Consider the following 26,302-nt stretch of genomic DNA (forward strand, 5'->3'; position numbering starts at 1 on the left):
CCTTGAAGTCATGGAAGGGGCGAGCGCCGGCCACAGTCGTGGTCGGTGCCGGAAGGTCGGATCTGCAGGGTCACCGGCTGCGGCAGCGCAGCGGCATCGCGCGCCAGCACCAGGCCCTGCAGCGCCTGAAGCAGGCGCGCATCGCGGCGGGCACTTCCGCTGCCCGACAGCAGCTCGGGCTGCTGCACCCGGCCCTCGCCGTCGACGCGGAAGCGCAGCGTTGCGGCATAGCGGCCGGGCGCGATCTCGGGGTCGTCACAGAACGCCGCACGCAGCCGCTGCTGCAGGCCGCCATAGCGGCGCCGACGCTCGGCATCCGGGAGCTCGGCGCCAATACCGGGTTCGGCTGCCGCAGGCGTGCCCCGGCGCAGCACCACACGCTGCTCGCCGATCACCTCGGCCTCGATACCGGAATCCTGCAGCAGCATCTGCAAGGCAGGCAGCGGCGCAAGGCTGGCGCGCAGCGCATGGCTGCTACGGCCGGCGGCAAGATCGCCCGGGTACATCACCGACCACCCGCTGATGACGCTGAAGCGCTCGACCGCCTGCTCCAGCGGCTGCGCAGGGATGTCGTAGGCATGAACACCGTCCTGCGCCACAGCGGCAAAGGACAGCAGCAGCCATGCGGCGATGGCCACCTTCCAAGTTCTGACCGCATGGTGTCCATTCAGCCCCCTGACGTAGAACACATGACCCTCGGCAGCGACAGCAGCTGCAGTGGACGCGCGCCACGACCGGAACCCCGGCCCGCGCGCGACCAGCAAGCGGGCTCAAACCGTACCGGGGCCAGATGTCATTGCGATGACCGCTGCCCACGGCCAACCGTCGGGCCAGCCTTCCTGGAGCCAGTCACGGATCAGGCATCAACGAATCGAACAGACCATGTCCTCCAGGCGTGGGGTCAGAGCCCGTTGCGCAGCAACGGGATCCGACCCCGTGCCGACCAAAACGTGTCGACCAAGGTCGACACCCACCAAGAGCGGCTCATGCCGTTCCGACAAATCGCGGAAATCTGTCGAAGGCGGGGTAGGTCCGGTTGCGGGGGCGTGAGCCGCATGGGTCGGGCGCATGCGCCCGGCGGGTTGGGCAGGACGCCCAACCCCGGTCTTGCCGTGTGCGCAGGACTGCGCACACGAGCAAGCGGCGACCGAGCTTACATGGGTGAGGGCGCTTTGCTTGCGAAGCACTGCTTCGCAAGCGCCCGAACGCACAGCCGCCAGCGGCTGGGCCGGGCCCCGGAGGGGGACTTGCAGCGTCCCCTGCAACCGGACCCACCCCGCCATCCCTCAGTAGGCCTGCCGTTGCTGTTGCTCCTGACGTTGCCGGCCAGCGGCCGGCACTACCGCGGGTGCCGGGTGCAACCCGGCCGGAACCCCCATCCCTCAAAGCGGCAACTGGGTCGTCTGCTTGATCCGCTGCATCGGAATCTCGGTCTTGGTGTTCTGCACCCCGGCAATCCGGTTCAGGTGCTGCATCTGGAACTGCCGGTAAGCATCCAGGTCCGCCACCGCCACCCGCAGCAGGAAGTCGCAGTCGCCCGCCATCAGATGGCATTCAAGCACTTCCGGGAAAGACTTGATGCTGTTGATGAAGTGATTGGTGGTGTCCTCGTCCTGCCCGCGGAGCCAGACCCGCACGAACACCGTGAAGCCACGGCCCACCTTGGCCTCATTCAGCAGGGCAACGTAGCGGTCGATGTAGCCGCCCTCCTCCAGCAGCCGCACCCGCCGCAGGCAGGCCGAGGGCGAAAGGCCCACCTGCCGGGCCAACTCCAGGTTCTGCAGGCGACCATCACGCTGCAGGGCATCGAGGATGCGGCGATCGAGGTTGTCGAGCTGGTACTGCATGGAATTTCACCTTTGGCGACCTTGGCCGCATGGAATCTCAATATTCCCGAATCGAATGGCATCAACGCAACCCGATTTCGCGATTGGACCGCTAGCATGGCCCCCCCCCCCACCTCGTTGTGCCGTTCCATGGACGCCCGTACCACCCTCCCCCTGCCCGACACCTGCGATACCGCGCCGCGTGCCGAATTCCTGCGCGGCCTGCGCGCCGCCGTGCCGGTGATGATCGGCTTCATTCCGTTCGCCCTGGTGCTCGGCGCTCAGGCCGCGCAGAAAGGCCTGAGCGCCCTGGAAGTGCCGCTGATGACCGGCCTCAACTTCGCCGGCGGCTCGGAGTTCGCCGCCGTCGAACTGTGGACCTCGCCGCCGCATATCGCGCTGATCGTGGCGATCACCGCGCTGGTCAACAGCCGCCACCTGCTGATGGGCGCCAGCCTGGCCCCGCTGCTGCAGCACCTGCCGCGCCGCCGCGTGCTGCCGGCGCTGTTCTTCATGTGCGACGAGAGCTGGGCGATGGGCGTGGCCGATGCGCGCCGCCGCGCGCTCGGCTTCAGCCTGGCCTATTACCTGGGCGTGTCGGCAGGCCTGTATACGGTCTGGGTCGCCTGCACCGCGCTGGGCGCGATCGTTGGGCCGATGCTGGGCGACATCCACGCCTACGGCTTCGACATGGCCTTCCCGGCCGTGTTCCTGGTGCTGCTGCGCGGCATGTGGCAGGGCATGAAAGCAGCGCGTCCGTGGCTGGTCAGCCTGGTGGTGGCCGCGGCCACCTACCTGCTGGTTCCCGGCGCCTGGTACGTGGCCAGCGGCGCGCTGGCCGGCCTGGCCGCAGCCTGGCTGCTGGCGGAGGACGCGGCATGATCTTCAACGGACTGATCCACTGGACCTCGGTGCTGACCATCGTGCTGATGGCCGCTGCCACCTACCTGACCCGCATCATCGGCTTCCTCGCGCTGCGCAACCGCACACTGAGCAAGCGCGCGGTAACGGTGATGGAAGCCGCGCCGGGCTGCGTGCTGATCTCGGTGATCGCGCCCGACTTCGTCGCCGACAAGCCCGCCGACCTCGCCGCGCTGGCGATCACCCTGCTGGCCGCCACGCGGCTGTCGATGCTGCCGACCGTGCTGATCGGCGTGGTCTCGGCGGGTGTACTGCGCTATCTGATGGGCTGACGCGCTCGCCGTTCCTGTAGAGCCGAGCCCATGCTCGACTGCTGGCATTCCCGCTTGCCGCATGAGCCGCGCATGGGCTCAGCTCTACAGAGATTCTCCCTGCGACACCCGGTCGCAGTCGATCCCGCCATCCACTTGATCAATGTCAAACCGCCCGCCGCCGTGCGGGCGTATTTCTATGCAGGACCCGAACACGCCGGCGTTACCGGCATCCACAAGGACCCTGCGATGAGCTACACCCCCGACAACGCCCAGCTGCTGAACGCCATGCAGAACGTCATGGTGATCTCCACCACCGACCTGCAGGGCAACATCACCTACGCCAACGACCTGTTCTGCACGCTCACCGGCTTCGCCCGCGAGGAACTGATCGGCCAGCCGCACAGCATCGTGCGCCACCCGGACGTGCCCAAGGCCGTCTACAAGGACATGTGGGACACCATCAAGGCCGGCAAGACCTGGACCGGCATCGTGCCCAACCTCGGCAAGGGCGGCGTGCTCTACGTGGTCGACACCACCGTGCAGCCGCTGTTCGACGCCGAGGGCAACATCACCTCGTACATCAGCATCCGCCGCGTGGTGAACGATCTGATGCAGAACTACGACCTGGTCGAGTTCAGCAAGGAAAAGTTCGACGACTTCTACGAGGCCGCGTGAACGCCCTCCCGACCAGTACGCCCTTCAGCCGCCTGCTGGTGGGTTTCGCGTCCGAGTCGGGCAATGCCCGCGCCCTGGCCCAGCGCCTGGGCGCGGACCTGCAGCCGCACGCGCCGCAGGTGCTTGCATTCAATGACATCGACGTGGCCAGCCTCGGCCACGGCGACGTGCTGCTGGCGATCTCCAGCTCGTTCGGCGATGGCGAACCGCCGGCCAACGGCGAGCGGTTCTTCGAAACGCTGCGCCAGACCCCAACGCTGAGCGGCCTGCGCTATGCAGTATTCGGCCTCGGTGACACCGGCTACCCGAGCTTCTGTGGCTTCACCAAGGCGCTGGATGCCGCGCTGAGCGAGCGCCAGGCGCAGCCGCTGCTGCACCGCGTGGATGCCGACCTGGGCTATGAGCAGTTCTTCCAGCAATGGCAGCCGGTGCTGGGCCAGGTGCTGGACGGCGACGTGAACGCTGGCCACGACCTGCGCCTTCAGGTCACCGCCTATGGCGAAGACAATGCCTTTGCCGCCCCCATTCTCGAACGCCGCCGCTTGAACAGCAGCGACCCGGCCGCCTGGCACCTGCAGCTGGATATCGCCGGCAGTGGCATGGCGTATCGCGCCGGTGACACCCTGCACGTGGTGCCCGAGAACGACCCTGCCCTGCTGCAGGCATTGGCCGCCTGGTATGGCGACACCGCCGCCGTGGCCGCCCTGCATGACCGCGAGCTGCGCCTGCTGAGCAAGAGCGTGCTGCGCGAACTGGCCAGGCTCGGCGGCAGCGAGCTGCTGAAGGGCCTGCTGAAGGTCAGCCAGAAACGCGAGCTGGAAGCCTACCTGCACGGGCTGGACCTGCTGGACGTGCTGCAGGACCACGCTACCCCGGACAGCGTGCCGCTGGCCCGCCTGCACGAGCTGCTGTCACCGCGCCTGCCGCGCGCCTATTCGATTGCCTCGCACCCCTGCAACGACCAGCTGAGCCTGTGCGTGCGCGAAGTACGCTACACCCTGCGCGGCCGCGAGCGCGTTGGCACAGCCACCGGCAGCCTGCTGCACGGTGGCGACCATGCCCGTGTGTACTGCCGCTCCAACCCCGGCTTCCATCTGCCCGATACCGGCGAAGCCCCCCTGTTGCTGGTCGGCACCGGCACCGGCATCGCACCGTTGATGGGGCTGATGCAGGAGCTGCAGGCCAGCGCCTGCGCGCGCGAAGTGCACCTGGTGTTCGGCGAGAAGCACAGCCAGCACGATTACCTGTACCGCGAACAGCTGCAGGACTGGCACACGCGAGGCGTGCTGGCCGGCCTGCATACTGCATTCTCGCGCGACGGCGCCGAAAAGGTCTATGTGCAGCATGTGCTGCAGCAGCGCGGCGATGACGTGCGCGATGTACTGGCCCGCGGTGGGCATCTGTACCTGTGCGGCAACAAGAGCCACCTGGAAAGCGCGGTGCGCGAGGCCATCGATGCCATCAGTGGCGAAGGGCACTGGGACGCGCTGCGGGGCGAAGGCCGCACGCACTGCGAGTTGTATTGATCCATTCCACTGGATTGCCCGAACGCTGGATTGGTAGAGCCGGCCGCTGGCCGGCTGCGCTTCGCACCATGAAGCTGCCGGCCAGCGGCCGGCACTACCAGACCGCTCTACATCGGCACGCCCAAAATCACGCTCGACGCCTTGAACAGCGCTGCGGTACTGGCGCGGGTGATCACCGCCAGTGGCGAGGGGCACTGGGACGCGCTGCGGGGCGAAGGCCGCACGCACTGCGAGTTGTATTGATCCATCACCACTGGACCGCACGAACCCTGGATCGGTAGAGCCGGCCGCTGGCCGGCTGCGCTTCGCACCATGAAGCTGCCGGCCAGCGGCCGGCACTACCAGACCGCTCTACATCGGCACGCCCACGATCACGCTCGACGCCTTGAACAGTACTGTTGCCGTGCTGCCTTCGCGCAATTCCAGCGCTGCGGTACTGGCGCGGGTGATCACCGCCACCACGCTGCAGCCATGGCCGATGTCCACAACCACCTCGTCATTCACCGCGCCCTCGGTGATCCGCTCCACCGTGCCGGTGAACTGGTTGCGCGCCGAGTAGCGCGCGCCCTCGCCCTGCGCCACGATCACCGACGAGGCTTTCACCAGCGCATAGGCCGGCACGCCCACCGCCAGCCCCAGCGATTCCACGCTGCCATGGGTGATGGTGGCCACCAGCGCCAGGCCCGGTGCCACTTCGATCTGCACTTCATCATTCACCGCGCCGGTGGCCAGCGCGCTGACCCGGCCGTGGAACTGGTTGCGTGCACTGGTGATCATGCCGATTCTCCGGATCAGGGCCAGATCCTCGTCCAGCCCGGGGGTGGCCTGCAGCGACTGCAGGAACGTACGGTGCGCGCGCTCGACCTCCTCGAACCGCGCGATCAGCTGGTGGCCGCGCTCGGTCAGTCGCGCACCGCCACCACCACGGCCGCCCACGCTGCGCGCGACCAGCGGTTCGCCGGCCGCGGTGTTCATCGCGTCCACCGCGTCCCAGGCGTTCTTGTAGGTCATGCCCATGCGCTTGGCGGCCTGGCTGATCGAGCCACACGCATCGATCAGGCCCAGCAGCGCGAAGCGTCCGCGGCCACCCACGCTCTGCCCGGCAATGCTCAGCCACAGGTTGCCCTGCAGCTCCAACGGCGGCTCGGCCTCACTCATCGTGCTTCGATCCCTGCGTTCGCGCGAGCGGCCAGTGTACGGCGTGACCGCCCTGCACCGTGCTTGATATCGATCAAGGTGGCCGTGCCGGCCAGCGCCGAGAATCCCCGGGTCGGTCATCAAGTTGACCCCTGCCAACCGTTATATCATCTTGGATATAACGAACCCGAGGACTCGCGAGGATGCGTACCTGTCGTTTCGTTCTACCCCTGTCCGCCCTGCTGCTCCCGCTTGCCGCCACCGCGGCCGACACGGCCTCGCCGCCGGTGTTCACCCTGGGCACGATCGACGTGCATGCCGAGCGCGGCACGTCGCCCACCGTGGCCGAACGCAGCCTCGACGCCGAACGCATCCAGCAGCTCGACCGCAACACGGTCGGTGATGCGGTCAGCGTATTGCCGGGCGTGAGCCTGGCGCGCAACTCGCGCAACGAGGACATGGTCTACCTGCGCGGCTTCGATGCGCGCCAGGTGCCGGTGTTCCTCGACGGCATCCCGCTGTACGTGCCCTATGACGGCTACGTGGACTTCGGCCGCTTCACCACCTTCGACCTGGCCGAGATCCAGGTCGCCAGCGGCGGCGCCTCGCTGTTGTACGGACCGAACATCCTCGGCGGTGCGATCAACCTGGTCAGCCGCCGCCCCGAGCGCCCGCTGGAAGGCGACGTGCGGCTGGGCATCGCCGATGGCGGCGAGCGCAAGGCGGCGGTCAACCTCGGCGGGCGTCGTGGCGACTGGTACTTCCAGCTCGGTGCGTCGATCCTGAAGGCCGATGAGTTCCCGCTGCCGAAGGGCTTCGTCGACTACAAGCGCGTACCCACCGACACCGGCAAGGACCGGCGCAACGCCTCGCGCGACGACCATCGCCTGTCGTTCAAGCTGGGCTACACCCCGCGCGAGGGCGACGAGTACGCAATCGGCTACGCGCGCCAGGACGGCGAGAAGGACAACCCGGTCTACACCGGCACCGCGCGCAGCGGCATCCGCTACTGGCGCTGGCCGTGGTGGGACAAGGACAGCCTGTACTTCATCGGCAACACCCGCCTGGGTGAGCACACCACGCTGCGCACCCGCGTCTACCGCGATACCTATGGCAACGGCCTGGACGCCTACACCGACGGCAGCTACCAGGTGGCGATGGACAACAGCAGCTTCCCCAGCATCTACGATGACCGCACCGTGGGCGGCTCGGTGACCTTGGCCACGACGGCGCTGCCGCGCCAGGAACTGCAGTTCGCGATCCACTACAAGGAAGACCAGCACAGCGAGCGCAACCCGCACTCGCCGACCAAGGACTTCCGTGATGTCACCACTTCGGTGGCGATCGAGGACCGCATCGCGCTGACCGACACCTCGCACCTGCGCGTGGGTATCGGCCATGACCGCCGCGACGCCAAGCGCGTGTACTTCTGGCCGACCGGCAGCACCGATGCCACCAACGCCGTGCTGGAGTACGTGCAGCAGCTGGCGCCGGACCAGCAGTGGTACGCAAGCGCCGCGCGGCGCACGCGTTTCCCGACCATCAAGGACCGCTACTCGGCGCGCATGGGTGCGGCGCTGCCCAATCCGGACCTGAAGGCCGAACATGCCACGCATTTCGAAATCGGCCTGCGTGGCCGCTGGTGGGACGGTGGCCAACTGCAGGCCGCCCTCTTCCAGAGCCGCATCGATGACCTGATCCAGAATGCCGTGGTGGCCTCGCGCGAATGTGGTGGCAGCACCTGCAACCAGGCGCAGAACATCGGCAAGGCCCGCCACCAGGGCGTGGAACTGGGCCTGCGCCAGCGCATCGGCGACGACTGGGACCTGCAGACCAGCTACACCTGGCTGCGCCGCACCAACCTGGAAGACCGCCGCGTGGCCCTGCTCGACAGTCCGCGCCAACGGCTGTTCATGGCGCTGGGCTGGCAGCTTCTGCCGCAGTTGAAGCTGCAGGCCACGCTGGAAGCCGAACAGGGCCGCAAGGTCAGCTACGCCGATGCCGCACGCCCGGTACGTGACCTGCCCGGCTATGGCATCACCGGCTTCAAGGCCAGCTGGAGCCCGCGCGAGGCCTGGGATTTCGACCTCGGCGTGCGCAACATCGGTGACAAATGGTACGAACTGGCCGACGGCTACCCGATGCCGGGCCGCACCTGGTTTGCCAACGCCAACTGGAGGTTCTGAGCATGACCGCCATACAGGCCCCGCGCATTGCCGCGATCGTGCATGACCACAGCGGCGAGCCCGATGCCCTTCTGGCCGCGTTCGCCGCACGCCAGCTGGCCGCCGGCCACCGCGTGCGCGGGCTGGTGCACCTGCCGCACGAACCCATCGCCAACGGCAACAAGCGCATGGCACTGATGGACGTGACCGATCCCGGCTCACGCTTCCCGATCAGCCAGGCGCTGGGCCCGGCCTCCTGTGGCTGCAACCTGGACCCGGGCGGCATCGCCGATGCCAGCGTGGTGCTGCGCCGCGCGTTGCAGGACCACGCCGCGCTGGTCATCGCCAACCGTTTCGGCACGCTGGAATCGGAAGGCGGCGGCATGGCCGATGAGCTGCTGGCGCTGATGCTGGCCGGCATCCCGTTGTTGACCGCGGTGAAGCTGCCCTACCTCGAAGCGTGGCGCCAGTTCACCGGCGGCATGGCCGTCGAGCTGCCCGCCGATGACGCGGCGTTGCAGGCCTGGTGGGATGCCTGCCGGACCGCGCCGGAGGCCGCCGCATGAGGCGGCGCGCCCTGCTGCAGGCATTCGCGCTGGCACCGTTGCTGGTCGTCAATGCCAAGTTGCTGGCGATGCCGGCGCAGCGCGTGCTGCGGCTGGGTGCGCCCAAGGCCACGCCCAAGCGCGTGTTCGCGGCCGGTCCGCCGGCTGCGGTACTGCTCGCCGCCGTGGCACCCGAACGTCTGCTCGGTTGGCCGATGAAGGTATCGCCCGAAGCCCTGGCGCAGCTGCCGGCGTCGCTGCGCACGCTGCCGGTGGTCGGTCGCCTGGGCGGGCGCGGCAGCACGGTCAGCCTTGAACGCCTGCTTGCGATGCAGCCGGACCTGGTACTGGATGCCGGTGACTTCGATGCCAATTACCGCGACTCGGCCGAGCGGGTCTGGAAGCAGACCGCGATTCCGTTCGAGCTGATTGCCGGCCGTCTGCCCGATCATCCGGCGCAGCTGCGCCACGTCGGCCGGCTGCTGGGCGTTGCCGCACGTGGCGAAGCACTGGCGCAGGCGGCGGAGGCGCAGTTGGCACTGGTGCACGAGGTGCTGGCGACGCGTCCCGCTGCGACGCGGCCCACCGTGTACTACGGGCGTGGCAGCGATGGCCTGGAAAGCGGTCTGTCCGGCTCGATCAACACCGAAGTCATCGAGTTCTGTGGCGGCCGCAACGTGGCTGCCAGTGCCGGCGCCGGGGGCCTTGCCCGGGTGTCGTTCGAACAACTGCTGGCCTGGGATCCGGACGTGATCCTGACCCAGGATGCTGGCTTCGCCGCGCAGGCGGCACAGGACCCGCGCTGGCGCGCCCTGCGTGCCGTGCGCGAGCGCCGCCTGCACTGCGCACCGGTATTGCCATTCGGATGGCTGGATGGTCCGCCCGGTGTCAACCGCCTGCCCGGCCTGCCCTGGCTGCTGTCCAGGCTGCATCCGGGCGCAGTCCCCGCGCTGGCCCCGGCCGCGCTGCGTGACCGCATCGGCACGCTGCATCAGCTGCTGTGGGGCCAGCCACTGCCCGCCGCGCTTGCACGCAGCCTGGATGCGAACGCCTGAACATGCGAACGCTTCCACGTTGGACCTGGCATGCCGGTGGCTGGAGCCTGTTGCTGGCAATGCTGTTGCTGGCGTTCTCGGTCGGCCAGTTTCCGGTGCGCCCGGCGGCGCTGTTGCAGGCCATCGGCTGGCAGCTGTTCGGCATCGGCGAACCCAGCGCGCCCGCAGTGCAGGCCGCGCTCTGGCACATCCGCCTGCCACGCGTGCTCGCGGCCATGCTGATCGGCGCGGTACTGTCGGCAGCCGGTGCCGCCTACCAGGCCATGTTCCGCAATCCGCTGGTGTCGCCGGACATCCTCGGCGTCTCGGCCGGCGCGGGCCTCGGTGCGTCGCTGGGGCTGTTCCTCGGCCTGCCGATGCTGCTGGTGCAGGGCATCGCCTTCGCCGGTGGGCTTGGGGCCGTGGGCCTGGTCTGCCTGGTGGCAGCGCTGGTGCGGCGGCACGATCCGGTCCTGGTGCTGGTGCTGGCCGGCGTCGCGGTGTCGGCGCTGCTCGGCGCCGGCATCTCGCTGCTGAAGCTGCTGGCCGATCCGTACACGCAGCTGCCGTCGATCACCTTCTGGCTGCTGGGTGGCTTGAACGCGGTGGTGATCGACGACCTCAAGGTCACCGCGCCATTGCTGCTGATCGGGCTGTTGCCGCTGGTGCTGTTGCGCTGGCGGGTGAACCTGCTGGGCCTCGGCGACGAGGAGGCCAGCGCACTGGGCGTGGCGGTCACCCCGCTGCGCTGGACGCTGATTGCCGCCGCCACGCTGTGCACGGCGGCAGCGGTGTCACTCGCCGGCATCATCGGCTGGGTCGGGTTGGTGGTTCCGCATATCGCGCGGCTGCTGGTCGGTGCTGATTTCCGCCGCCTGCTGCCGGCCAGCCTGCTGCTTGGCGCCAGCTTCCTGCTTGCCGCCGATACGCTGGCGCGCACCCTGGCGCCGATCGAACTGCCACTCGGCATCCTCACCGCCTTCGTCGGCGTGCCGTGTTTCCTGCTGGTGCTGGCACGCAGCGAGCGTCGCCCATGAATGCGGCGGCCCCGCTTCTGGAAGCCCGTGGTCTGGTCATCGGCCATGCCGGCGTGGCACTGGGCGCGCAGTTTGCACTGTCTGTGCAGCCCGGCGAGGTGCTGTGCCTGCTTGGTCCGAACGGCTGTGGCAAGACCACCCTGTTCCGCACCCTGCTCGGCCTGCTGCCTGCCGTACGCGGCGAAGTGGACCTGCAGGGCACGCCGCTGCGCGCGCATGATCGCGCCGCCCGTGCCCGCCGCATGGCGTACGTGCCGCAGGCCGCGCCACTGCCCTTCGCCTGGCGCGTGCGCGAGGTGGTGGCCATGGGCCGCGCCGCGCACCTGGGCCTGCTGTCCGCACCTGGCCGCACCGACGAGGCCATCGCCGATGACTGCCTGTGCGAACTGGGCCTGCAGGCGCTGCCCGAACGCACCGTCACTACGCTCAGTGGTGGTGAGCGCCAGCTGGTGCTGATTGCGCGCGCACTGGCCCAGCAGGCGCAACTGCTGGTGATGGATGAGCCCACCGCGAGCCTCGACTTTGGCAACCAGCTGCGCATCCTCGACACCGTGCGCCGCCTGGCCGACCGTGGCATCGGCGTGCTGCTGTCCACCCATCAACCGCAGCACGCGCTGCAGGTGGCCGACCGCATCGCGTTGATGTCCACCGGCAGCCTGCAGGCGCTCGGTCCTGCCCGTGAGGTCGCAACGCCCGAACGCCTCGCCACCCTGTATGGCGTCGATGCCGCACGCGTAGCCGCCGCCCTGCCCGCTTCTGGAACGCCACTATGAGTACACCCCTACCGACCCCGATCGACCACAGCACACGCTACCTCCAACACCTGCAGGCCTGCGGCTTCCAGGCCAAGCCGGCCAGTGCCTGGGATGCACGGGCCGCACAGTCCAGCTGGAAGCGCCGCCACGACGACTACAGTGAGGCGCTCCTCGCCCGCCTTGATCTCAGTGGCATAGCCACGGTGCTGGACGTGGGCTGCGGCCCCGGCCTGCTCAGCCTGCCAATCGCCACGCAGGTCGGCCACGTGCACGCGCTCGACTACAGCACCGGCATGCTCGACGGCCTGCGCGCCGCGATCACCCGCGACGGCATTCCCAACATCACGCCGTGGGCGCTGTCGTGGACCGACGACTGGCACGACGTGCCACGTTGCGATCTGGCCATTGCCTCGCGCTCGTTGATGGTGCCGGATCTGGAGGCTGCGCTGCGCAGGCTGGATGCGCACGCCCGCCAGCGCGCCTGTATTACTTTCGCCACCGGCCCTCGTGCCGGCGTACCGGAGCTGGCCGAGTTGCTTGGCCGTGACTGGGTGCCGATGCCCGACCATCGCTACCCGATCAACATGCTGCTGGACATGGGGCGCGAGCCGCAGGTCGACTACCTGCCCGAATCAGTGCGTGATGTCGCACAGGATGCCGATGGCCTGGTGCGCCAGGCAGTGGAACTGTTCGGTGCGCTGGATGCGGATGAGGAAGCACGCGTGCGCGCATGGCATGCCCGCTCACCCCAGCATCGTTTCGGCATGGCGCCGACGCGACGCTGGGCGTTCATCCAGTGGGCGACGAACGGTTGAACCGGTAGAGCCGGCCGCTGGCCGGCTGCTCCGGATTCCATGGTTGCCGGCCAGCGGCCGGCACTACCATCAGATGCAACCATTCATCGCCTGAGCGTCGCGGAACCCCTGAACCGGTAGAGCCGGCCGCTGGCCGGCTGCTCCGGATTCCATGGCTGCCGGCCAGCGGCCGGCACTACCATCAGATATGGCCATCCATTGCCCGTGCGTCGCGGAACTCCTGAACCGGTAGAGCCGGCCGCTGGCCGGCTGCTCCGGATTCCATGGTTGCCGGCCAGCGGCCGGCACTACCATCAGATGTAACCCACCATCGCCAGTGCGCCCAGCACGGGTCAATCGCCGACGATGCGGCCGTCGACGACGCGTGCCACCTGCTGGCCGAACATGGCTACATCCTGCGGATCGTGGCTGATCAACAGCAACGGAATACCAGTCTTGTCCAGCACGGTCTCCAGCTCCTGGCGCAGGTGCTGGCGCAGATCATGGTCCAACGCGGAGAACGGCTCATCCAGCAGCAGCGCCTGCGGCTGTGTCACCAGGGCGCGTGCCAGTGCAGTGCGCTGGCGCTGGCCACCGGAGACCTGCGACGGTAGAAGATCACCGACCGTGTCGATGCGGAATGCGTGCAGCCACTGCTCCACCGCATCGAAGCGCTGGCCAGCCCTCGGATTCAACCACCCCTTCTGCAGACCGAACGCCACGTTCTGGCGTACGCTCAGGTGCGGGAACAGCGCGTAATCCTGGAACACGTAGCCCAGCCGGCGGCGCTGCGGCGGCAGATCCACACCGGTGACCGCATCGAACAGGGTCTGCCCCTGCAGCCGCACATGACCTTGGCCCGGCCGCAGCAGCCCGGCCACCGCCTTCAGCGTCAGGCTCTTTCCCGCGCCCGAGGGCCCGAACAGCACCACCTGCCGCTGCGTGCACTGCAGCGATACGTCCAACACGAAATCCTGGCCGGCCGCCTGCAGCCGACGCTGCACCTGCAGGTCAAGCCACATCACGCAGCTCCCGGCGACGCCCGCCCACCAGCCGTGCGGCCAGCAGCAGGATCACGATGCAGACCACCGAGGTCAGGATCACCAGCGCATTGGCCTTGCCGTCCTGCCCAGCCTGCACCGCCTCGTAGATGGCGATCGACAGCGTCTGCGTGCGGCCCGGAATGCTGCCCGCCACCATCAAAGTGGCGCCGAACTCGCCCATCGCACGTGCAAACGCCAGCAGCAGGCCGGCGAGGATGCCGCGCCAGGCCAGCGGCAGCGTGATGCGGAAGAACACCGCCGCTTCGGACACACCAAGCGTGCGTGCGGCCTGCTCCAGCTGTCCGTCCACTTCCTCGAACGCCGCGCGTGCCGGCTTGAACACCAGCGGCAGCGAGGCCACCGCCGCAGCGATCACTGCCGCCTGCCAGGTAAACACCAGGTTGATGCCGAACCACGACTGCAACCACGCACCGATCGGTCCGTTACGGCCGATCAGCACCAGCAGGTAATAGCCCAGCACCGTCGGCGGCAACACCATTGGCAGGGTCAGCAGCGAATCCAGCAGCTCACGGCCGGGAAAGCGCCGACGCGCCAGCAGCGCGCCCAGTGCCACGCCCAGCACCAGATTGATCGCGGTGGCCCAACCGGCCACCTTCAGCGACAACCCCAGTGCGCTCCAGTCGAGATCCATGCCTCAGGGCTTGCCGAACCCGTGCCTGGCCAGGATCGCCTGGCCCTGTGCCGAACGCACGAAGGCGGTGAAGCGCTTGGCTTCAGCCGGTTGCGTACTGGCCTTGGTCACCGCCAGCGGATAGGCAATGCGCCCCGCCACCGGCACCGCGAAAGCGCGGCGCACGCGGTCGGGCATTGCCTGCGCATCGGTGGCATAGACGAAGCCGGCGTCCACTTCACCGCGCGCCACGTAATCCAGCGACTGGCGCACGTTCTGCGTGGTGATGGTCTTTCCCTGCACCGACGGCCACAGGCCCGCTGCTTCCAGCGCGCCCTTGGCATAGCGGCCGACCGGCACGCTGTCCGGGTTGCCCAGTGCGATGCGCTGCACACCGGCACCGGCCAGGTCCTTCAAGGTACGCGGCGCAGCCTTGGCCTGCGGCGGCACCACCACCCACAGCGCGTTCACCGCGAACACCTCGCGGGTGCCGGCCGCCAGCAGGTCCTGCTGCTGGGCCTGGTCCATCGTGGTTTCATCGGCCGACGCGAACACATCCACCGGCGCGCCGCGGCTGATCTGCTGCAGCAGTACGCCGGACGCGGCGAAGTTGAAATCGACCTTGGTTCCCGGGTGTGCCTTCTCATAGGCGGTGCCGAGTTCACGGAAGCTCTCGGTCAGGCTCGATGCCGCCGACACCGTCAGCTCGGCGGCCCAGGCCGGCAGCGTGGCCAGCAGTCCCAGCAACAACAGTCCAGCGCGTTTCATCGTCGGCTCCCGGCCAGGTTCAGTTCGGATCGGATTCGTCGGCCACCGCCAGCACCGCCAGGCGCTCGGGCTGCAGCAGCAGGATCTCACGCTGTTTCACCGCGATGATCCCATCATCGCTCAGGCGACGCAGCACGCGGCTGGCGGTTTCCGGCGCCATCCGCAGGTAGTTGGCAATCTCGGTACGCGCCATCGTCAGGTTGAAGCGCGTGGCGGAAAAACCACGCCGCGCGTAACGCTCGGACATGTCGAGCAGGAACGCAGCCATGCGCTCTTCGGTACGGTGGTTGGCAGCAAGCGTGGCGACCTTGCCGATCTCCGCACTGAGCAGGCTGAACAGCTTGGCCTGCAGCCCCGGCATGCGCGTGGCCAGCAGGCTCAGCTTGGGGAACGAGATGCGGCACAGGTGCACGGTGTCCAGCGCCACCGCATTGCAGGGGAAGCGCGACCCGTGGATCGCGTTCAGGCCGATCACCTCGCCCGGCAGGCTGAAGCCCAGCACCTGCTCGTTGCCCTGGCTGTCGTCAACGAAGGTCTTGACCATGCCGGCGCGCACTGCAGCAATCGAATCGAACGATTCACCGGCGCGGAAGATGTAGTCACCCGCATGGAACGGGCCGACGTGGTCGACCAGCACGTGCAGGTCGCCCAGCGCGGTCTTGTCATAACCCTGCGACATGCAGGCATCGGAAAACGCACAGGTGCTGCAGAAGTGCAGCGCGTCGCCATCATCGGCGGCGGCGGGGTTCGGCGTGGCCCGGCCGAGGCGGCCCTGGGAAGGCGGAGTTGAAGACATCGGGGCAGGACTCAAGCGATGGCGGCCGCCGGCCGGAAGCATGCGGCCATCATACGCCACAGCAACCGCCCTTCTTCGGCCAGCCGCAGCACGCGTGCATCCCACTGCGCCCAGCCGCGCGCCAGCAACGGCGACAGCGCCGGCAGCTGTTCGGCGAAGCATTCCTCGAAGGGTTCATCATTACGCCACTCGAAGGCGGCCGCATCGAGGGCATGGTCGCAGGCGATGCTCTGTGCCACCTCGGCCGCCATCCGCTCGTCCTCGGACAGGATCAGGCCCGCGGCCACGCCCATGTGACCGGACTGCAATCGCGCCCGCCATTCGCCCAGCTCGTCCTCCAGGCGGTAGAACACCTCGCCGATCTGGCTGCAGGCGGACAGGCCAAGCCCGATGAAATCGCTGCGGTCGCGGCGTGGCACGCCGGCCAGGTCACAATGACGCTGGCCATCGCCCGGGCCATGCGGGTTCGGCAGGTCGCCGCGCTGGTAGTGGTCACCACCGATCGGTTCGTAGCCTGCTGCGCGCAGCAGGCGCCAGGCCTGCAGCCAGTGGGCCGCCGAGGGATCCCGTGGCAATGCGCACGGCGCTGGCAACAGGATGCGCTCGGGTGCTTCGGCCAGCACCTCATGCAGACGCTCGATGAAACCGGTGTCCTCACTGGCGGGCACGCGCAGCTGGTAGTAGCGCGCAGTGAAGCCGACCTGCCGCGCCTGTGCCAGCAGGGTCGGCCCCGGCGCATCGGCACGGTCGATCACGTTCAGGCGGGTGCAACCCACCGCGCGCAGCTGCGCCGGTGAGAGCGCGCTGCCGGCGTCCAGCCGCACTTCCACCTGCGGCCGCGCCACCGTGCGCAGGTGCTGCGGCACGGCGTCCAGCAGCTGGCCCAGCTGCGGCGGCGGCAATGTCTCCGCCAATCCCAGCTGCAACACCATCGCCACCACTTCGCGGTCCTCGGCCAGGGCATCGGCCTGCAGCTGCAGGGCCAGCAGCAAGGTGTCCAGATACGCCTGCGGCGGCACATCGCGCCCGCCACGACCGGCCTGGAAGCCGAGCGTCAAGCCACGCGGGATCAGGTGCTCGTTGCTGGCACGCACGGCGGCACGCCAGCCGCTTTCGCCAAACCCGGTGCTGAACTGGTCAGCCGCCGGAAACAGCACATACCGGGGTTGCCGCAGCAATGCCGCCTGCAGCGCAGTGTCCTCACTCTCATCGACGTGGAAGCTCATGGCACACATCTTCGGGCGTTCCTCTTCGCGTGGCCCTGATTGAAATCAAGCGTGGCGCATCGGTGGGTTCATGCCGGCCAGCGGCCGGCACTACCCTTTCGCCCGCTACCCGGTAGTGCCGGCCGCTGGCCGGCAACCCCCTCCACCCACCGCGCACCGTTCCGGTAGTGCCGGCCGCTGGCCGGCAACCCCATTCACCTACCGCGCACCCGCTCGGCGGCGGCCGCATCAATGGCTTCGGGCAGGTCGGTCTCGCGGTCGATCTGCGGGAAGTGACGGCGTTCCATGCGACGGATCGCAAAGTGCATCCACGCCAGTGCAGCCGCCACCAGCACGAACAGCAGCATGAAACAGCTGCTCCAGATGCCCACGGCATCGTTCAATGCGCCGAACACGATCGGCAGGATGAAGCCACCCAGGCCGCCGATCATGCCGACCACACCGCCCACCGCACCCACGTGCTGCGGGTAGTACACCGGAATGTGCTTGTAGACCGCCGCCTTGCCCAGCGACATGAAGAAGCCCAGCACGAATACCAGCACGGTGAACATCACCACGCCGATGGCCAGATGGAAGTGGATCGGGCCGTGGATGCCCTTCACCACGTACTCGGTATCCGGGTAGGCCAGCAGGAAGGTGCAGATGGCCGACACACCGAAGGTCCAGTACATCACCCGGCGCGCGCCCATCCGGTCCGACATCCAGCCACCGACCACGCGGAACAGGCTGGCCGGGATCGAGTAGCACGCCGCCAGCATGCCGGCGTGCCCCACGTCCATGCCGTAGGCGCCCACCAGATAGTGCGGCAGCCACAGCGCCAGCGCCACGAAACCGCCGAACACGAAGAAGTAGTACAGCGAGAACCGCCACACCTGCAGGTTCTTCAGCGGCGCCATCTGCTCGGCGAACGGAACCGGCTTCACGCCCTCGCGGCGGCGCTGCTCCAGCGACGGGTCTTCCTTGCTGAAGAGGAAGAACAGCACCGCAGTGACGGCCAGCGCGACCGCCCAGACCTTGGCAACCATGGTCCAACCCGCGGCCACCATCACCAGCGGCGCCAACAGCTTGGTCACCGCCGAGCCGATGTTGCCGGCACCGAAGATGCCCAGCGCGGTGCCCTGCTTGCTGGCCGGGAACCACTTCGACACGTAGGCCACGCCCACCGAGAAGTTGCCGCCGGCGATGCCCACGCACAGCGCGGCGATCAGGAACTGGGTGTAGGTCTGCGCATAGGTCAGCATCCAGGTGGCCACGGCGCCACACAGCATCACCAGCACCATCACCTTGCGGCCACCGAACTGGTCGGACCAGATGCCGAGGAAGACGCGGCTGACCGAACCGGTCAGTACCGGCGTGGCGATCAACAGGCCGAACTGGGTGTCATTCAAACCGAGCTGTTGGCTGATCTGGATACCGATGATTGAAAAGATCATCCACACCGCGAAGCACACGGTGAAGGCGAACGTGCTCAGCCACAGCGCACGCTGCTGCTGCCCGGCACTGGCGGGGGCAAGAGCCTGGTTCATGGGGTCTCCTCGTTCAATGGGGGTCAGCCGATATCCGCTTCGGCGTCGATCTCGTCCAGCCCGCGCACCGGGTAGCGTTCCTGCAGCTGCAGCAGGTAGGCCTGCACCTCGCGCTGCCGCACCTGCAGCTCCAGGTAATCACGCAGCTGTGGCAGCACCGCCTCGAACGGCTGTGGCTGGCCTTCCTCGCGAGCATCGACGCAGACCACGTGGTAGCCCCAGCGCGATTCCACCGGGAATCCCGCCAGGCCCTCGCGCAGGCGGAACACCTGGCGGTCGAACTCCGGCGTGGTCTGCCCGCGCTGCAACCAGCCCAGGTCGCCGCCCTCGCTGCTGGAGGGGCAGCGCGAATGGCGGAGGGCAAAATCGGCGAACAGGTGCGGTGATTCCTTCAGCAGTCCGACCAGCCGCTCGCCTTCGGTGCGTGCGGCGAAGCGCCCGGCCACGTCGTCGGCCGGCGCGGCCAGCAGGATATGGCGCAGGCGCACGCGATCGGGCGAGCGGAAGCGCTCCGGATTCTGCTCGAAGTAGCGGCGGCAGTCCTCATCGGTCGGCACGCGGTCTTCGATTGCGTCTTCCAGCAATTGCTGGATCAGCACTTCCTCGTCACTCACCTGGCTGCCCTGCGGCACCTGCAGGCCCAGCCGCTGCGCTTCAAGCCGCAGCAGCTCGCGCACCACCAGCGCCCGGGCCGCCTCGGCACGCGACTGTTCCGGGCGCATCGCCCGATGGTGCTGCATCTCGCGGGCGATATCGGCCTCGCTGATCGCGGTCTCGTCCACGAACAGCCGGGACGGTGCCGGCTGCCCGAGCGAGCGCGGCCCCTGCTCTGCCGCGTCGTGGTGATGCGAATGCGCCTCGGCAGGCACCGGTGCGGCGGAGTCGATCACGGTGATCGGCAGGAATTTCGGCAGGCTGCCCATGGTTTACTCCCGCGGACCGTAGCGCAGCGTGGCCTGGCGGCGGCGCACCACCTGGTAGGGCCGCCACAGATAGCTGATCGGAATGCTCCACACGTGCACCAGGCGGGTGAACGGCGCGATCAGAAACAGGGTCAGGCCCAGGAAGATGTGCATCTTGTAGACCCAGCTGACGCCCTCGATGTAGTCGGCGGCACCGGCGCGGAAGGTCACGATGTGCTGCGCCCATTCGGCCAGCTGCACCATCACTCCACCGTCGAGGTGGCCGGACGAGATGCGGATGCTGTACAGGCCCAGGCACAACTGTGCGAACAGCAGCACCAGCACCAGGGTGTCACCGAAACTGCCGGTGGCCCGTACCCGCGCATTGAACAAGCGGCGTACCAACAGGATGCTGATGCCGATGAAGCACAGCGCGCCGAACACACCACCGACCACCATCGCCAGCATCTGCTTCTGCGACGAGGTGATGAAGTGCTCGTACACCGCATGCGGGGTCAGCAGGCCGACCAGATGGCCACCGAGGATGGCCAGGATGCCGATGTGGAAGCAGTTGCTGCCGATCCGCATGCCCTTGTCCGACAGCATCTGGCTGGAGCCGGTGCGCCAGGTATACATGGCCTTGTCGTAGCGGGCCCAGCTGCCGATCAGCAGCACCGCCACGGCGATGTACGGGTAGTACTGGAAGGCGAATTGATGCAGGGAGTAACTCATGGCTGGACCTCTCGATGCGAAGGACGGGCCGGCGAACGCACGGGCGGCTTGCAGTCTTCGGCGGGGGCTTCGGCGCCGAAACGCACCGCCTCCTCCTCCCACAAGCGGTCCATGGCCTCGTCGGTATCGTCGCGGACTTCCTCGCTGGCACGCTGGCGCAGCGCCTGCAGATCGGCCTTGCCGTCACCGGCTTCGACCAGGATCTCGAACAGCACCCGGTGCGGCAGCTCACGCTCGGCGGCACGCGCTGCCAGCATCCCGGCGATATGGCCGATGTGATGCAGCCACTCGCGGGCCTCGCTGCCGGGGCGATGGGCCAGGAACTCCAGCAGCAATGGCAGGTAGTCCGGCAGCTCGCGTGCATCCAGTTCAAAGCCGTTGCGGCGGTAGGTCTCGACCAGATCGACCATGGCCTGGCCGCGGTCGCGCGACTCGCCATGAATGTGTTCGAACAGCAGCAGGCTCATCGAACGGCCGCGGTCGAAACTGGCCAGCCACGCCGCCTGCGCATCCAGCGCGTCGGTAGCCAGCAGCTGCTGCACGAAGCTGCGCAGCTGCTGGCGGCGGGCGGTGTTCAGCGCCGGGTCGTCGCAGGCGGCGAGCAGTTCCTCGCCGTGCTGCCACAGTTCTTCGCGGGGGTAATCCAGCAGCACACCAATCAGCTTGAGTACGCTCATCACACCACCTCCTTGCGGCGATGGTTCGGACCCTTGTCCACCACGAAGGTGGTGCTCTTGCGCTGGCCGAACAGATCGGCCGGGCTGTCACCGTTGCAGCCGTTGCCGAAGGTGAAGCCGCAGCCGCCGCGCTCGCCGAAGGCATCGTTGGCATACTCGCGGTGGCCGGTCGGAATCACGAAACGGTCCTCGTAGTTGGCGATGGCCAGGTAGCGATACATCTCTTCCACCTGGGCGATGCTCAGCCCGGTCTGCTCCAGCACTGCGGTGTCTTCCACGCCGTCCACGTTCTTGGCACGGCGCCAGGCACGCATGGCCATCAGCCGTTCCAGCGCACGCACCACCGGCGCCTCGTCACCGGCCGTCAGCAGGTTGGCCAGGTAGCGCATCGGGATGCGCAGCGAGGCCACGTCCGGCAGCTCACCGCTCATGCCCACGCGGCCACGTTCGGCGGCGGACTGGATCGGCGACAGCGGCGGTACGTACCAGACCATCGGCAGCGTGCGGTATTCCGGGTGCAGTGGCAGCGCCAGCTTCCAGTCGATCGCCAGCTTGTACACCGGCGACTGCTTGGCCGCATCCAGCCAGCTGTCCGGGATGCCCTCGGCGCGCGCGGCGGCGATCACCGCCGGGTCATTCGGGTCCAGGAAGATATCCAGGTGGGCCTGGTACAGGTCCTTCTCGGCGGCCACCGAGGCGGCCTCAGCGATCCGGTCGGCGTCGTACAGCATCACGCCCAGGTAGCGGATGCGGCCCACGCAGGTTTCCGAACACACGGTCGGCTCACCCATCTCGATGCGCGGGTAGCAGAAGATGCACTTCTCCGACTTGCCGCTCTTCCAGTTGTAGTAGATCTTCTTGTACGGGCACGCCGACACGCACATGCGCCAGCCGCGGCACTTGTCCTGGTCGATCAGCACGATGCCGTCTTCCTCGCGCTTGTAGATCGCACCCGACGGGCAGGCCGATACGCACGCAGGGTTCAGGCAGTGCTCGCACAGGCGCGGCAGGTACATCATGAAGGTCTTCTCGAAGGCGCCGTAGATCTCCTTCTGCACCTGGTCGAAGTTGTAGTCGCGCGAGCGCTTGCTGAACTCAGAACCGAGGATCTCCTCCCAGTTCGGGCCCCACTCGATCTTCTGCATGCGCTCGCCACTGATCAGCGAACGCGGCCGCGCGGTGGGCTGGTGCTGGCTGTCCTTGGCGGTGTGCAGGTTCTGGTAGTCGAAATCGAACGGCTCGTAGTAGTCGTCGATCTGCGGCAGATCCGGATTGGCGAAGATCTTGGCCAGCATGCGCCAGCGGCCACCGGCACGCGGCACCAGCTTGCCGGCGCGGGTGCGCACCCAGCCGCCGTTCCACTTGTCCTGGTTTTCCCATTCCTTCGGGTAACCGATGCCCGGCTTGGTTTCCACGTTGTTGAACCAGGCGTACTCGACGCCCTCGCGCGAGGTCCAGACGTTCTTGCAGGTGATCGAGCAGGTATGGCAGCCGATGCACTTGTCCAGGTTCAGCACCATCGCGATCTGTGCACGGACCTTCATCACACCACCTCCTTGGCCATTGCAGGAACGCTTTCACCATCCAGCCAATCCACCTTGTCCATCTTGCGCACGATCACGAACTCGTCGCGGTTGGTGCCGCACGTGCCGTAGTAGTTGAAGCCGTACGCCAGCTGCGCGTAGCCGCCGATCATGTGTGTGGGCTTGAGCACGATGCGGGTCACCGAGTTGTGGATGCCGCCACGGGTCCCGGAAATCTCCGAGCCCGGCACGTTAATGATGCGTTCCTGGGCGTGGTACATCATCGCCATCCCCGGCATCACGCGCTGGCTGACCACCGCACGCGCGGCGATCGCACCGTTGACGTTGAACAGCTCGATCCAGTCGTTGTCGACGATGCCGGCGCTGCGTGCGTCGTCCTCGCTGATCCACACGATCGGGCCACCGCGCGACAGCGTCTGCATGATCAGGTTGTCGCTGTAGGTGCTGTGAATACCCCACTTCTGGTGTGGCGTGATCCAGTTCAGCACGATCTCCTTGTTGCCGTTCGGGCGCTGGTTCAGCAGCGGCTCCACCGTGCGCGTGTTGACCGGCGGCCGGTAGCCCATGAAGGCCTCGCCGAAGTCGATCATCCACTCGTGGTCCTGGTAGAACTGCTGGCGACCTGTCACCGTGCGCCACGGAATCAGCTCGTGCACGTTGGTGTAGCCAGCGTTGTAGCTGACGTTGTCGTCCTCCAGGCCCGACCAGATCGGCGAGGAGATGATCTTGCGCGGCTGCGCCTGGATGTCACGGAAGCGGATCGCCTCGTGCTCCTTGCCCACCGCCAGGTGGGTGTGCTCGCGGCCGGTGAACGTGCCCAGCGATTCCCACGCCTTCACTGCCACGTGGCCGTTGGTTTCCGGTGCCAGGTGCAGGATCACCTCGGCCGCGTCGATCGCGGTCGAAATGGCCGGACGGCCCTGGCTCACGCCCTCGTCGTGCACGGTGTGGTTGAGTTTGCCGAGGAATTCGACTTCGTGCTTCGTGTCCCAGCTCATGCCCTTGCCGCCGTTGCCCTGCTTGTCCAGCAGCGGGCCGAGCGAGGTGAACTTGCGGTACAGGTTCGGGTAGTCACGCTCCACCACCGTCATCGACGGCATGGTCTGGCCCGGAATGGCCTCGCACTCGCCCTTCTTCCAGTCGGCCACGCCGAACGGCATGCCCAGCTCGTTGGGGGTGTCGTGCAGGGTCGGCACCAGCACCAGGTCCTTCTCCACGCCCAGCACACCGGGCGCCATTTCGCTTACGGTGCGGGCAACTTCCTTGAAGATCTCCCAGTCGCTGCGCGATTCCCAGGCCGGGTCCACCGCCTTCGACAGCGGGTGGATGAAGGGGTGCATGTCCGAGGTGTTGAGGTCGTCCTTCTCGTACCAGGTGGCCGTCGGCAGCACGATGTCCGAGTACAGCGCGGTGGTGCACATGCGGAAGTCGAGCGTGACCAGCAGGTCCAGCTTGCCTTCCGGCGCCTCGTCGCGCCACTTCACCTCCTGCGGCTTCACTGCGCCCATTTCGCCCAGGTCCTTGCCCTGCAGGCCGTGGCGCGTACCCAGCAGGTGCCGCAGCATGTACTCGTGGCCCTTGCCCGAGGAACCGAGCAGGTTCGAGCGCCAGATGAACATCATGCGCGGGTGGTTCTGGCTGGCGTCCGGGTCGGCGAAGGCGAAGTCCAGCGAGCCGTCCTTGAACTTGCCCAGCGCGTAGTCCGCCGGGGCCACGCCGGCCGCTTCGGCCTCGCGTACCAGCTGCAGCGGGTTGCGGTCCAGCTGCGGGGTGCTCGGCAGCCAGCCCATGCGCACCGCGCGCAGGTTCAGGTCGGCCAGGCTGCCGCCGTACTTGCGGGCATCGGCCAGCGGCGACAGCAGCTCGTCCACCTGCAGCTTCTCGTAGCGCCACTGCCCGGTGTTGAAGTAGAAGAACGACGTACCGTTCATGTGGCGCGGCGGCTTGCTCCAGTCCAGGCCGAACGCGAGCGGCTGCCAGCCGGTCTGCGGGCGCAGCTTTTCCTGGCCCACGTAATGCGCCCAGCCGCCACCGGTCTGGCCCACGCAGCCGCACATGATCAACATGTTGATCAGGCCGCGGTAGTTCATGTCGTTGTGGAACCAGTGGTTCATGCCCGCGCCGACGATGATCATCGAACGGCCATGGGTCTTGTCGGCGGTACGCGCGAACTCGCGGGCGATCTCGATCACCTCGGCGCGCGACACGCCGGTGATGCGCTCCTGCCACGCCGGCGTGCCCGGCACCATGTCATCGAAGCTCGATGCCACGTTGCCGCCGCCAAAGCCACGGTCCACGCCGTACTGGGCCAGCAGCAGGTCGTAGACCGTGGCCACCAGCGTCTCGCCGCCGTCGGCCGTGGCCAGCCGGCGCACCGGAATGTTGCGGTCCAGTACTTCTTCGGCCGGTGCAGCGGTCCAGCCATCGCTTTCAATGCCACCGAAGTACGGGAAGCTCACCGCCTCGATGCCGTCGTTGGCGTCGGACAAGCTCAGGCGCAGGCGTGTGTCGGCGCCGTTGCTGGCCTTCTCTTCGATGTTCCAGCGGCCCTTCTCACCCCAGCGGAAACCGATGGAGCCATTGGGCACCACGATCTGGCCACTGTTCTCGTCGTAGGCCAAGGTCTTCCAGTCCGGGTTGTTGGCTTCACCCAGCCCGCCCAGCTCACTGGCACGCAGGAAGCGACCCGCCACCAGGCGGCCATCGTCGCGACGCTGCAGGCGCACCAGCATCGGCATGTCCGAGTACTGGCGGCAGTAGTCCTGGAAATACTGCGAGGGCGAATCCACATGAAACTCGCGCAGGATCACATGACCGAAGGCAAAGGCCAGTGCCGCGTCGGTGCCCTGCTTGGGGTGCAGCCAGTGGTCGGTCAGCTTGGCCAGCTCGGAATAGTCCGGGCAGATCGCCACCGTCTTGGTGCCGTTGTAGCGCGCCTCGGTGAAGAAGTGCGCATCGGGCGTGCGCGTCTGCGGCACGTTCGAGCCCCAGGCGATGATGTAGCGGCTGTTGTACCAGTCGGCCGATTCGGGCACGTCGGTCTGCTCGCCCCAGATCTGCGGCGAGGCCGGCGGCAGATCGCAGTACCAGTCATAGAAGGACAGGCAGGCGCCGCCCAGCAGCGACAGGTAACGCGCACCGGCTGCATAGGACACCATCGACATCGCCGGAATCGGCGAGAAGCCGACCACGCGGTCCGGGCCATACTGCTTCACCGTGTACAGGTTGGAGGCGGCGATGATCTCGTTGGCCTCTTCCCACTGCAGGCGCACGAAGCCGCCCATGCCGCGGCGGGTCTTGTACGAACGCGCCTTCTCCTTGTCCTCGACGATACTGGCCCAGGCATCGACCGGGGCCTTGCTCTTGCGCGCTTCGCGCCACAGGCGCAGCAGCGTGCCGCGGATCAGCGGGTACTTCAGACGGTTGGCGCTGTACAGGTACCAGGAATAGCTGGCGCCACGCGGGCAGCCACGCGGTTCATGGTTGGGCAGGTCCGGGCGCGTGCGCGGGTAATCGGTCTGCTGGGTTTCCCAGGTGACCAGGCCGTTCTTGACGTAGATCTTCCAGCTGCAGGAGCCGGTGCAGTTCACGCCGTGGGTGGATCGTACGATCTTGTCGTACTGCCAGCGTGCGCGGTAACTGTTTTCCCAGTCGCGGCCCTCGCTCTTGGCAAATCCATGGCCATCGGCAAAGGTCTGGGGGTCACGCTTGAAGAACTGCAAGCGATCGAGGAAATAACTCATCGGGGATCTCCCTTTGCGGACATCGGCATCGTGGCTGTGTGTGTC

24 protein-coding genes are annotated in these 26,302 nt (G+C 67.5%); 10 read left to right on the forward strand and 14 right to left on the reverse strand.

Annotated elements, in window-relative coordinates:
* Nucleotides 1-8: 8 nt before the first annotated feature.
* Together ACZK5G_RS12295 and ACZK5G_RS12300 are read right to left on the reverse strand one after the other, a co-directional pair.
* The gene (locus ACZK5G_RS12295) at nt 9-689 is read right to left on the reverse strand and encodes a TonB-dependent receptor (RefSeq protein WP_478463511.1); all 681 of its coding nucleotides are present in this window, start codon (nt 687-689) and stop codon (nt 9-11) included.
* A gap of 693 nt (nt 690-1,382) precedes the next feature.
* The gene (locus tag ACZK5G_RS12300) at nt 1,383-1,847 is read right to left on the reverse strand and encodes an Lrp/AsnC family transcriptional regulator (protein ID WP_005409896.1); all 465 of its coding nucleotides are present in this window, start codon (nt 1,845-1,847) and stop codon (nt 1,383-1,385) included.
* A gap of 129 nt (nt 1,848-1,976) precedes the next feature.
* Between ACZK5G_RS12300 and ACZK5G_RS12305 the strand changes: the two genes are divergently transcribed.
* From ACZK5G_RS12305 to ACZK5G_RS12320, 4 genes are all read left to right on the forward strand, one after another.
* Nucleotides 1,977-2,708: an AzlC family ABC transporter permease gene (locus tag ACZK5G_RS12305; RefSeq protein ID WP_014037422.1), complete on the forward strand. Its 732-nt coding sequence runs from the start codon at nt 1,977-1,979 to the stop codon at nt 2,706-2,708.
* Nucleotides 2,705-3,019 (forward strand): AzlD family protein, encoded by a 315-nt coding sequence (locus tag ACZK5G_RS12310; RefSeq protein ID WP_032128129.1) that lies wholly within the window; start codon nt 2,705-2,707, stop codon nt 3,017-3,019. Before ACZK5G_RS12305 ends, ACZK5G_RS12310 begins: the two co-directional genes overlap by 4 nt.
* A 228-nt stretch (nt 3,020-3,247) precedes the next feature.
* Complete coding sequence (locus ACZK5G_RS12315) at nt 3,248-3,676, forward strand: PAS domain-containing protein (protein ID WP_032128130.1); 429 nt, start codon at nt 3,248-3,250, stop codon at nt 3,674-3,676.
* Nucleotides 3,673-5,202, forward strand: a complete 1,530-nt coding sequence (locus ACZK5G_RS12320) for a diflavin oxidoreductase (RefSeq protein ID WP_478463512.1) — start codon at nt 3,673-3,675, stop codon at nt 5,200-5,202. The genes ACZK5G_RS12315 and ACZK5G_RS12320 overlap by 4 nt, the downstream gene beginning before the upstream one ends.
* Before the next feature lie 351 nt (nt 5,203-5,553).
* On the opposite strand, the gene ACZK5G_RS12325 is transcribed toward ACZK5G_RS12320, so the two are convergent.
* Entirely contained in the window at nt 5,554-6,360 is an 807-nt protein-coding gene (locus tag ACZK5G_RS12325) for a TOBE domain-containing protein (protein ID WP_180848229.1), read from the reverse strand.
* A 182-nt stretch (nt 6,361-6,542) separates the two neighbouring features.
* Here ACZK5G_RS12325 and ACZK5G_RS12330 point away from each other — a divergent pair, with 182 nt between their 5' ends.
* Genes ACZK5G_RS12330 through ACZK5G_RS12355 form a run of 6 tightly spaced genes read left to right on the forward strand, consistent with a single transcriptional unit; the run spans nt 6,543 to nt 12,690 of the window.
* A complete protein-coding gene (locus ACZK5G_RS12330) occupies nt 6,543-8,525 on the forward strand; it encodes a TonB-dependent receptor plug domain-containing protein (protein WP_478463514.1) in 1,983 nt (660 codons plus the stop codon).
* A 2-nt stretch (nt 8,526-8,527) separates the two neighbouring features.
* Entirely contained in the window at nt 8,528-9,070 is a 543-nt protein-coding gene (locus ACZK5G_RS12335) for a DUF2478 domain-containing protein (RefSeq protein WP_248857790.1), read from the forward strand.
* Nucleotides 9,067-10,104: an ABC transporter substrate-binding protein gene (locus tag ACZK5G_RS12340; RefSeq protein WP_248857791.1), complete on the forward strand. Its 1,038-nt coding sequence runs from the start codon at nt 9,067-9,069 to the stop codon at nt 10,102-10,104. Before ACZK5G_RS12335 ends, ACZK5G_RS12340 begins: the two co-directional genes overlap by 4 nt.
* Nucleotides 10,105-10,106: 2 nt before the next feature.
* Entirely contained in the window at nt 10,107-11,120 is a 1,014-nt protein-coding gene (locus ACZK5G_RS12345; protein ID WP_478455564.1) for a FecCD family ABC transporter permease, read from the forward strand.
* Complete coding sequence (locus tag ACZK5G_RS12350) at nt 11,117-11,893, forward strand: ABC transporter ATP-binding protein (protein ID WP_478463515.1); 777 nt, start codon at nt 11,117-11,119, stop codon at nt 11,891-11,893. The genes ACZK5G_RS12345 and ACZK5G_RS12350 overlap by 4 nt, the downstream gene beginning before the upstream one ends.
* On the forward strand, nt 11,890-12,690 hold the full coding sequence (locus ACZK5G_RS12355; RefSeq protein WP_478463517.1) for a class I SAM-dependent methyltransferase: 801 nt from the start codon (nt 11,890-11,892) through the stop codon (nt 12,688-12,690). Before ACZK5G_RS12350 ends, ACZK5G_RS12355 begins: the two co-directional genes overlap by 4 nt.
* Nucleotides 12,691-13,022: 332 nt before the next feature.
* On the opposite strand, the gene ACZK5G_RS12360 is transcribed toward ACZK5G_RS12355, so the two are convergent.
* From ACZK5G_RS12360 to ACZK5G_RS12410, 11 genes are all read right to left on the reverse strand, one after another.
* Nucleotides 13,023-13,691: a sulfate/molybdate ABC transporter ATP-binding protein gene (locus ACZK5G_RS12360; RefSeq protein ID WP_478463518.1), complete on the reverse strand. Its 669-nt coding sequence runs from the start codon at nt 13,689-13,691 to the stop codon at nt 13,023-13,025.
* Nucleotides 13,681-14,364 carry a molybdate ABC transporter permease subunit gene (gene modB / locus ACZK5G_RS12365; RefSeq protein ID WP_006371078.1) on the reverse strand — a complete coding sequence of 228 codons (684 nt, stop codon included), beginning with the start codon at nt 14,362-14,364 and terminating at the stop codon, nt 13,681-13,683. The genes ACZK5G_RS12360 and modB overlap by 11 nt, the downstream gene beginning before the upstream one ends.
* A gap of 3 nt (nt 14,365-14,367) precedes the next feature.
* The gene (gene modA, locus ACZK5G_RS12370; RefSeq protein WP_049423005.1) at nt 14,368-15,111 is read right to left on the reverse strand and encodes a molybdate ABC transporter substrate-binding protein; all 744 of its coding nucleotides are present in this window, start codon (nt 15,109-15,111) and stop codon (nt 14,368-14,370) included.
* A gap of 19 nt (nt 15,112-15,130) precedes the next feature.
* Complete coding sequence (locus ACZK5G_RS12375) at nt 15,131-15,907, reverse strand: helix-turn-helix domain-containing protein (protein ID WP_285303378.1); 777 nt, start codon at nt 15,905-15,907, stop codon at nt 15,131-15,133.
* Nucleotides 15,908-15,918: 11 nt separating this feature from the next.
* The gene (locus ACZK5G_RS12380; protein ID WP_478463521.1) at nt 15,919-17,133 is read right to left on the reverse strand and encodes a coproporphyrinogen III oxidase; all 1,215 of its coding nucleotides are present in this window, start codon (nt 17,131-17,133) and stop codon (nt 15,919-15,921) included.
* Nucleotides 17,134-17,327: 194 nt separating this feature from the next.
* The gene (locus tag ACZK5G_RS12385) at nt 17,328-18,659 is read right to left on the reverse strand and encodes an MFS transporter (protein ID WP_014037437.1); all 1,332 of its coding nucleotides are present in this window, start codon (nt 18,657-18,659) and stop codon (nt 17,328-17,330) included.
* 23 nt (nt 18,660-18,682) lie between these two features.
* On the reverse strand, nt 18,683-19,582 hold the full coding sequence (locus ACZK5G_RS12390; protein WP_478463523.1) for a peptidylprolyl isomerase: 900 nt from the start codon (nt 19,580-19,582) through the stop codon (nt 18,683-18,685).
* A gap of 3 nt (nt 19,583-19,585) precedes the next feature.
* The gene (gene narI / locus ACZK5G_RS12395; protein WP_010485313.1) at nt 19,586-20,293 is read right to left on the reverse strand and encodes a respiratory nitrate reductase subunit gamma; all 708 of its coding nucleotides are present in this window, start codon (nt 20,291-20,293) and stop codon (nt 19,586-19,588) included.
* Nucleotides 20,290-20,970, reverse strand: coding sequence for a nitrate reductase molybdenum cofactor assembly chaperone (narJ, locus tag ACZK5G_RS12400; RefSeq protein WP_478463525.1), 681 nt, complete (start codon nt 20,968-20,970; stop codon nt 20,290-20,292). The genes narI and narJ overlap by 4 nt, the downstream gene beginning before the upstream one ends.
* A complete protein-coding gene (gene narH, locus ACZK5G_RS12405; RefSeq protein ID WP_049401269.1) occupies nt 20,970-22,514 on the reverse strand; it encodes a nitrate reductase subunit beta in 1,545 nt (514 codons plus the stop codon). The genes narJ and narH overlap by 1 nt, the downstream gene beginning before the upstream one ends.
* Entirely contained in the window at nt 22,514-26,257 is a 3,744-nt protein-coding gene (locus tag ACZK5G_RS12410; RefSeq protein WP_478463527.1) for a nitrate reductase subunit alpha, read from the reverse strand. Before ACZK5G_RS12410 ends, narH begins: the two co-directional genes overlap by 1 nt.
* Nucleotides 26,258-26,302: the final 45 nt, after the last annotated feature.

Source organism: Stenotrophomonas sp. 62841_Sma, assembly GCF_056482945.1.

What these genes read in the sequence shown, in the direction of transcription:
- ACZK5G_RS12300 (WP_005409896.1), bottom strand. Translation starts at nt 1,847, where the DNA reads ATGCAGTACCAGCTCGACAACCTCGATCGCCGCATCCTCGATGCCCTG.
- ACZK5G_RS12305 (WP_014037422.1), top strand. Translation starts at nt 1,977, where the DNA reads ATGGACGCCCGTACCACCCTCCCCCTGCCCGACACCTGCGATACCGCG.
- ACZK5G_RS12310 (WP_032128129.1), top strand. Translation starts at nt 2,705, where the DNA reads ATGATCTTCAACGGACTGATCCACTGGACCTCGGTGCTGACCATCGTG.
- ACZK5G_RS12315 (WP_032128130.1), top strand. Translation starts at nt 3,248, where the DNA reads ATGAGCTACACCCCCGACAACGCCCAGCTGCTGAACGCCATGCAGAAC.
- ACZK5G_RS12325 (WP_180848229.1), bottom strand. Translation starts at nt 6,360, where the DNA reads ATGAGTGAGGCCGAGCCGCCGTTGGAGCTGCAGGGCAACCTGTGGCTG.
- ACZK5G_RS12330 (WP_478463514.1), top strand. Translation starts at nt 6,543, where the DNA reads ATGCGTACCTGTCGTTTCGTTCTACCCCTGTCCGCCCTGCTGCTCCCG.
- ACZK5G_RS12335 (WP_248857790.1), top strand. Translation starts at nt 8,528, where the DNA reads ATGACCGCCATACAGGCCCCGCGCATTGCCGCGATCGTGCATGACCAC.
- ACZK5G_RS12340 (WP_248857791.1), top strand. Translation starts at nt 9,067, where the DNA reads ATGAGGCGGCGCGCCCTGCTGCAGGCATTCGCGCTGGCACCGTTGCTG.
- ACZK5G_RS12345 (WP_478455564.1), top strand. Translation starts at nt 10,107, where the DNA reads ATGCGAACGCTTCCACGTTGGACCTGGCATGCCGGTGGCTGGAGCCTG.
- ACZK5G_RS12350 (WP_478463515.1), top strand. Translation starts at nt 11,117, where the DNA reads ATGAATGCGGCGGCCCCGCTTCTGGAAGCCCGTGGTCTGGTCATCGGC.
- ACZK5G_RS12355 (WP_478463517.1), top strand. Translation starts at nt 11,890, where the DNA reads ATGAGTACACCCCTACCGACCCCGATCGACCACAGCACACGCTACCTC.
- ACZK5G_RS12360 (WP_478463518.1), bottom strand. Translation starts at nt 13,691, where the DNA reads ATGTGGCTTGACCTGCAGGTGCAGCGTCGGCTGCAGGCGGCCGGCCAG.
- modB (WP_006371078.1), bottom strand. Translation starts at nt 14,364, where the DNA reads ATGGATCTCGACTGGAGCGCACTGGGGTTGTCGCTGAAGGTGGCCGGT.
- modA (WP_049423005.1), bottom strand. Translation starts at nt 15,111, where the DNA reads ATGAAACGCGCTGGACTGTTGTTGCTGGGACTGCTGGCCACGCTGCCG.
- ACZK5G_RS12375 (WP_285303378.1), bottom strand. Translation starts at nt 15,907, where the DNA reads ATGTCTTCAACTCCGCCTTCCCAGGGCCGCCTCGGCCGGGCCACGCCG.
- ACZK5G_RS12380 (WP_478463521.1), bottom strand. Translation starts at nt 17,133, where the DNA reads ATGAGCTTCCACGTCGATGAGAGTGAGGACACTGCGCTGCAGGCGGCA.
- ACZK5G_RS12385 (WP_014037437.1), bottom strand. Translation starts at nt 18,659, where the DNA reads ATGAACCAGGCTCTTGCCCCCGCCAGTGCCGGGCAGCAGCAGCGTGCG.
- ACZK5G_RS12390 (WP_478463523.1), bottom strand. Translation starts at nt 19,582, where the DNA reads ATGGGCAGCCTGCCGAAATTCCTGCCGATCACCGTGATCGACTCCGCC.
- narI (WP_010485313.1), bottom strand. Translation starts at nt 20,293, where the DNA reads ATGAGTTACTCCCTGCATCAATTCGCCTTCCAGTACTACCCGTACATC.
- narJ (WP_478463525.1), bottom strand. Translation starts at nt 20,970, where the DNA reads ATGAGCGTACTCAAGCTGATTGGTGTGCTGCTGGATTACCCCCGCGAA.
- narH (WP_049401269.1), bottom strand. Translation starts at nt 22,514, where the DNA reads ATGAAGGTCCGTGCACAGATCGCGATGGTGCTGAACCTGGACAAGTGC.
- ACZK5G_RS12410 (WP_478463527.1), bottom strand. Translation starts at nt 26,257, where the DNA reads ATGAGTTATTTCCTCGATCGCTTGCAGTTCTTCAAGCGTGACCCCCAG.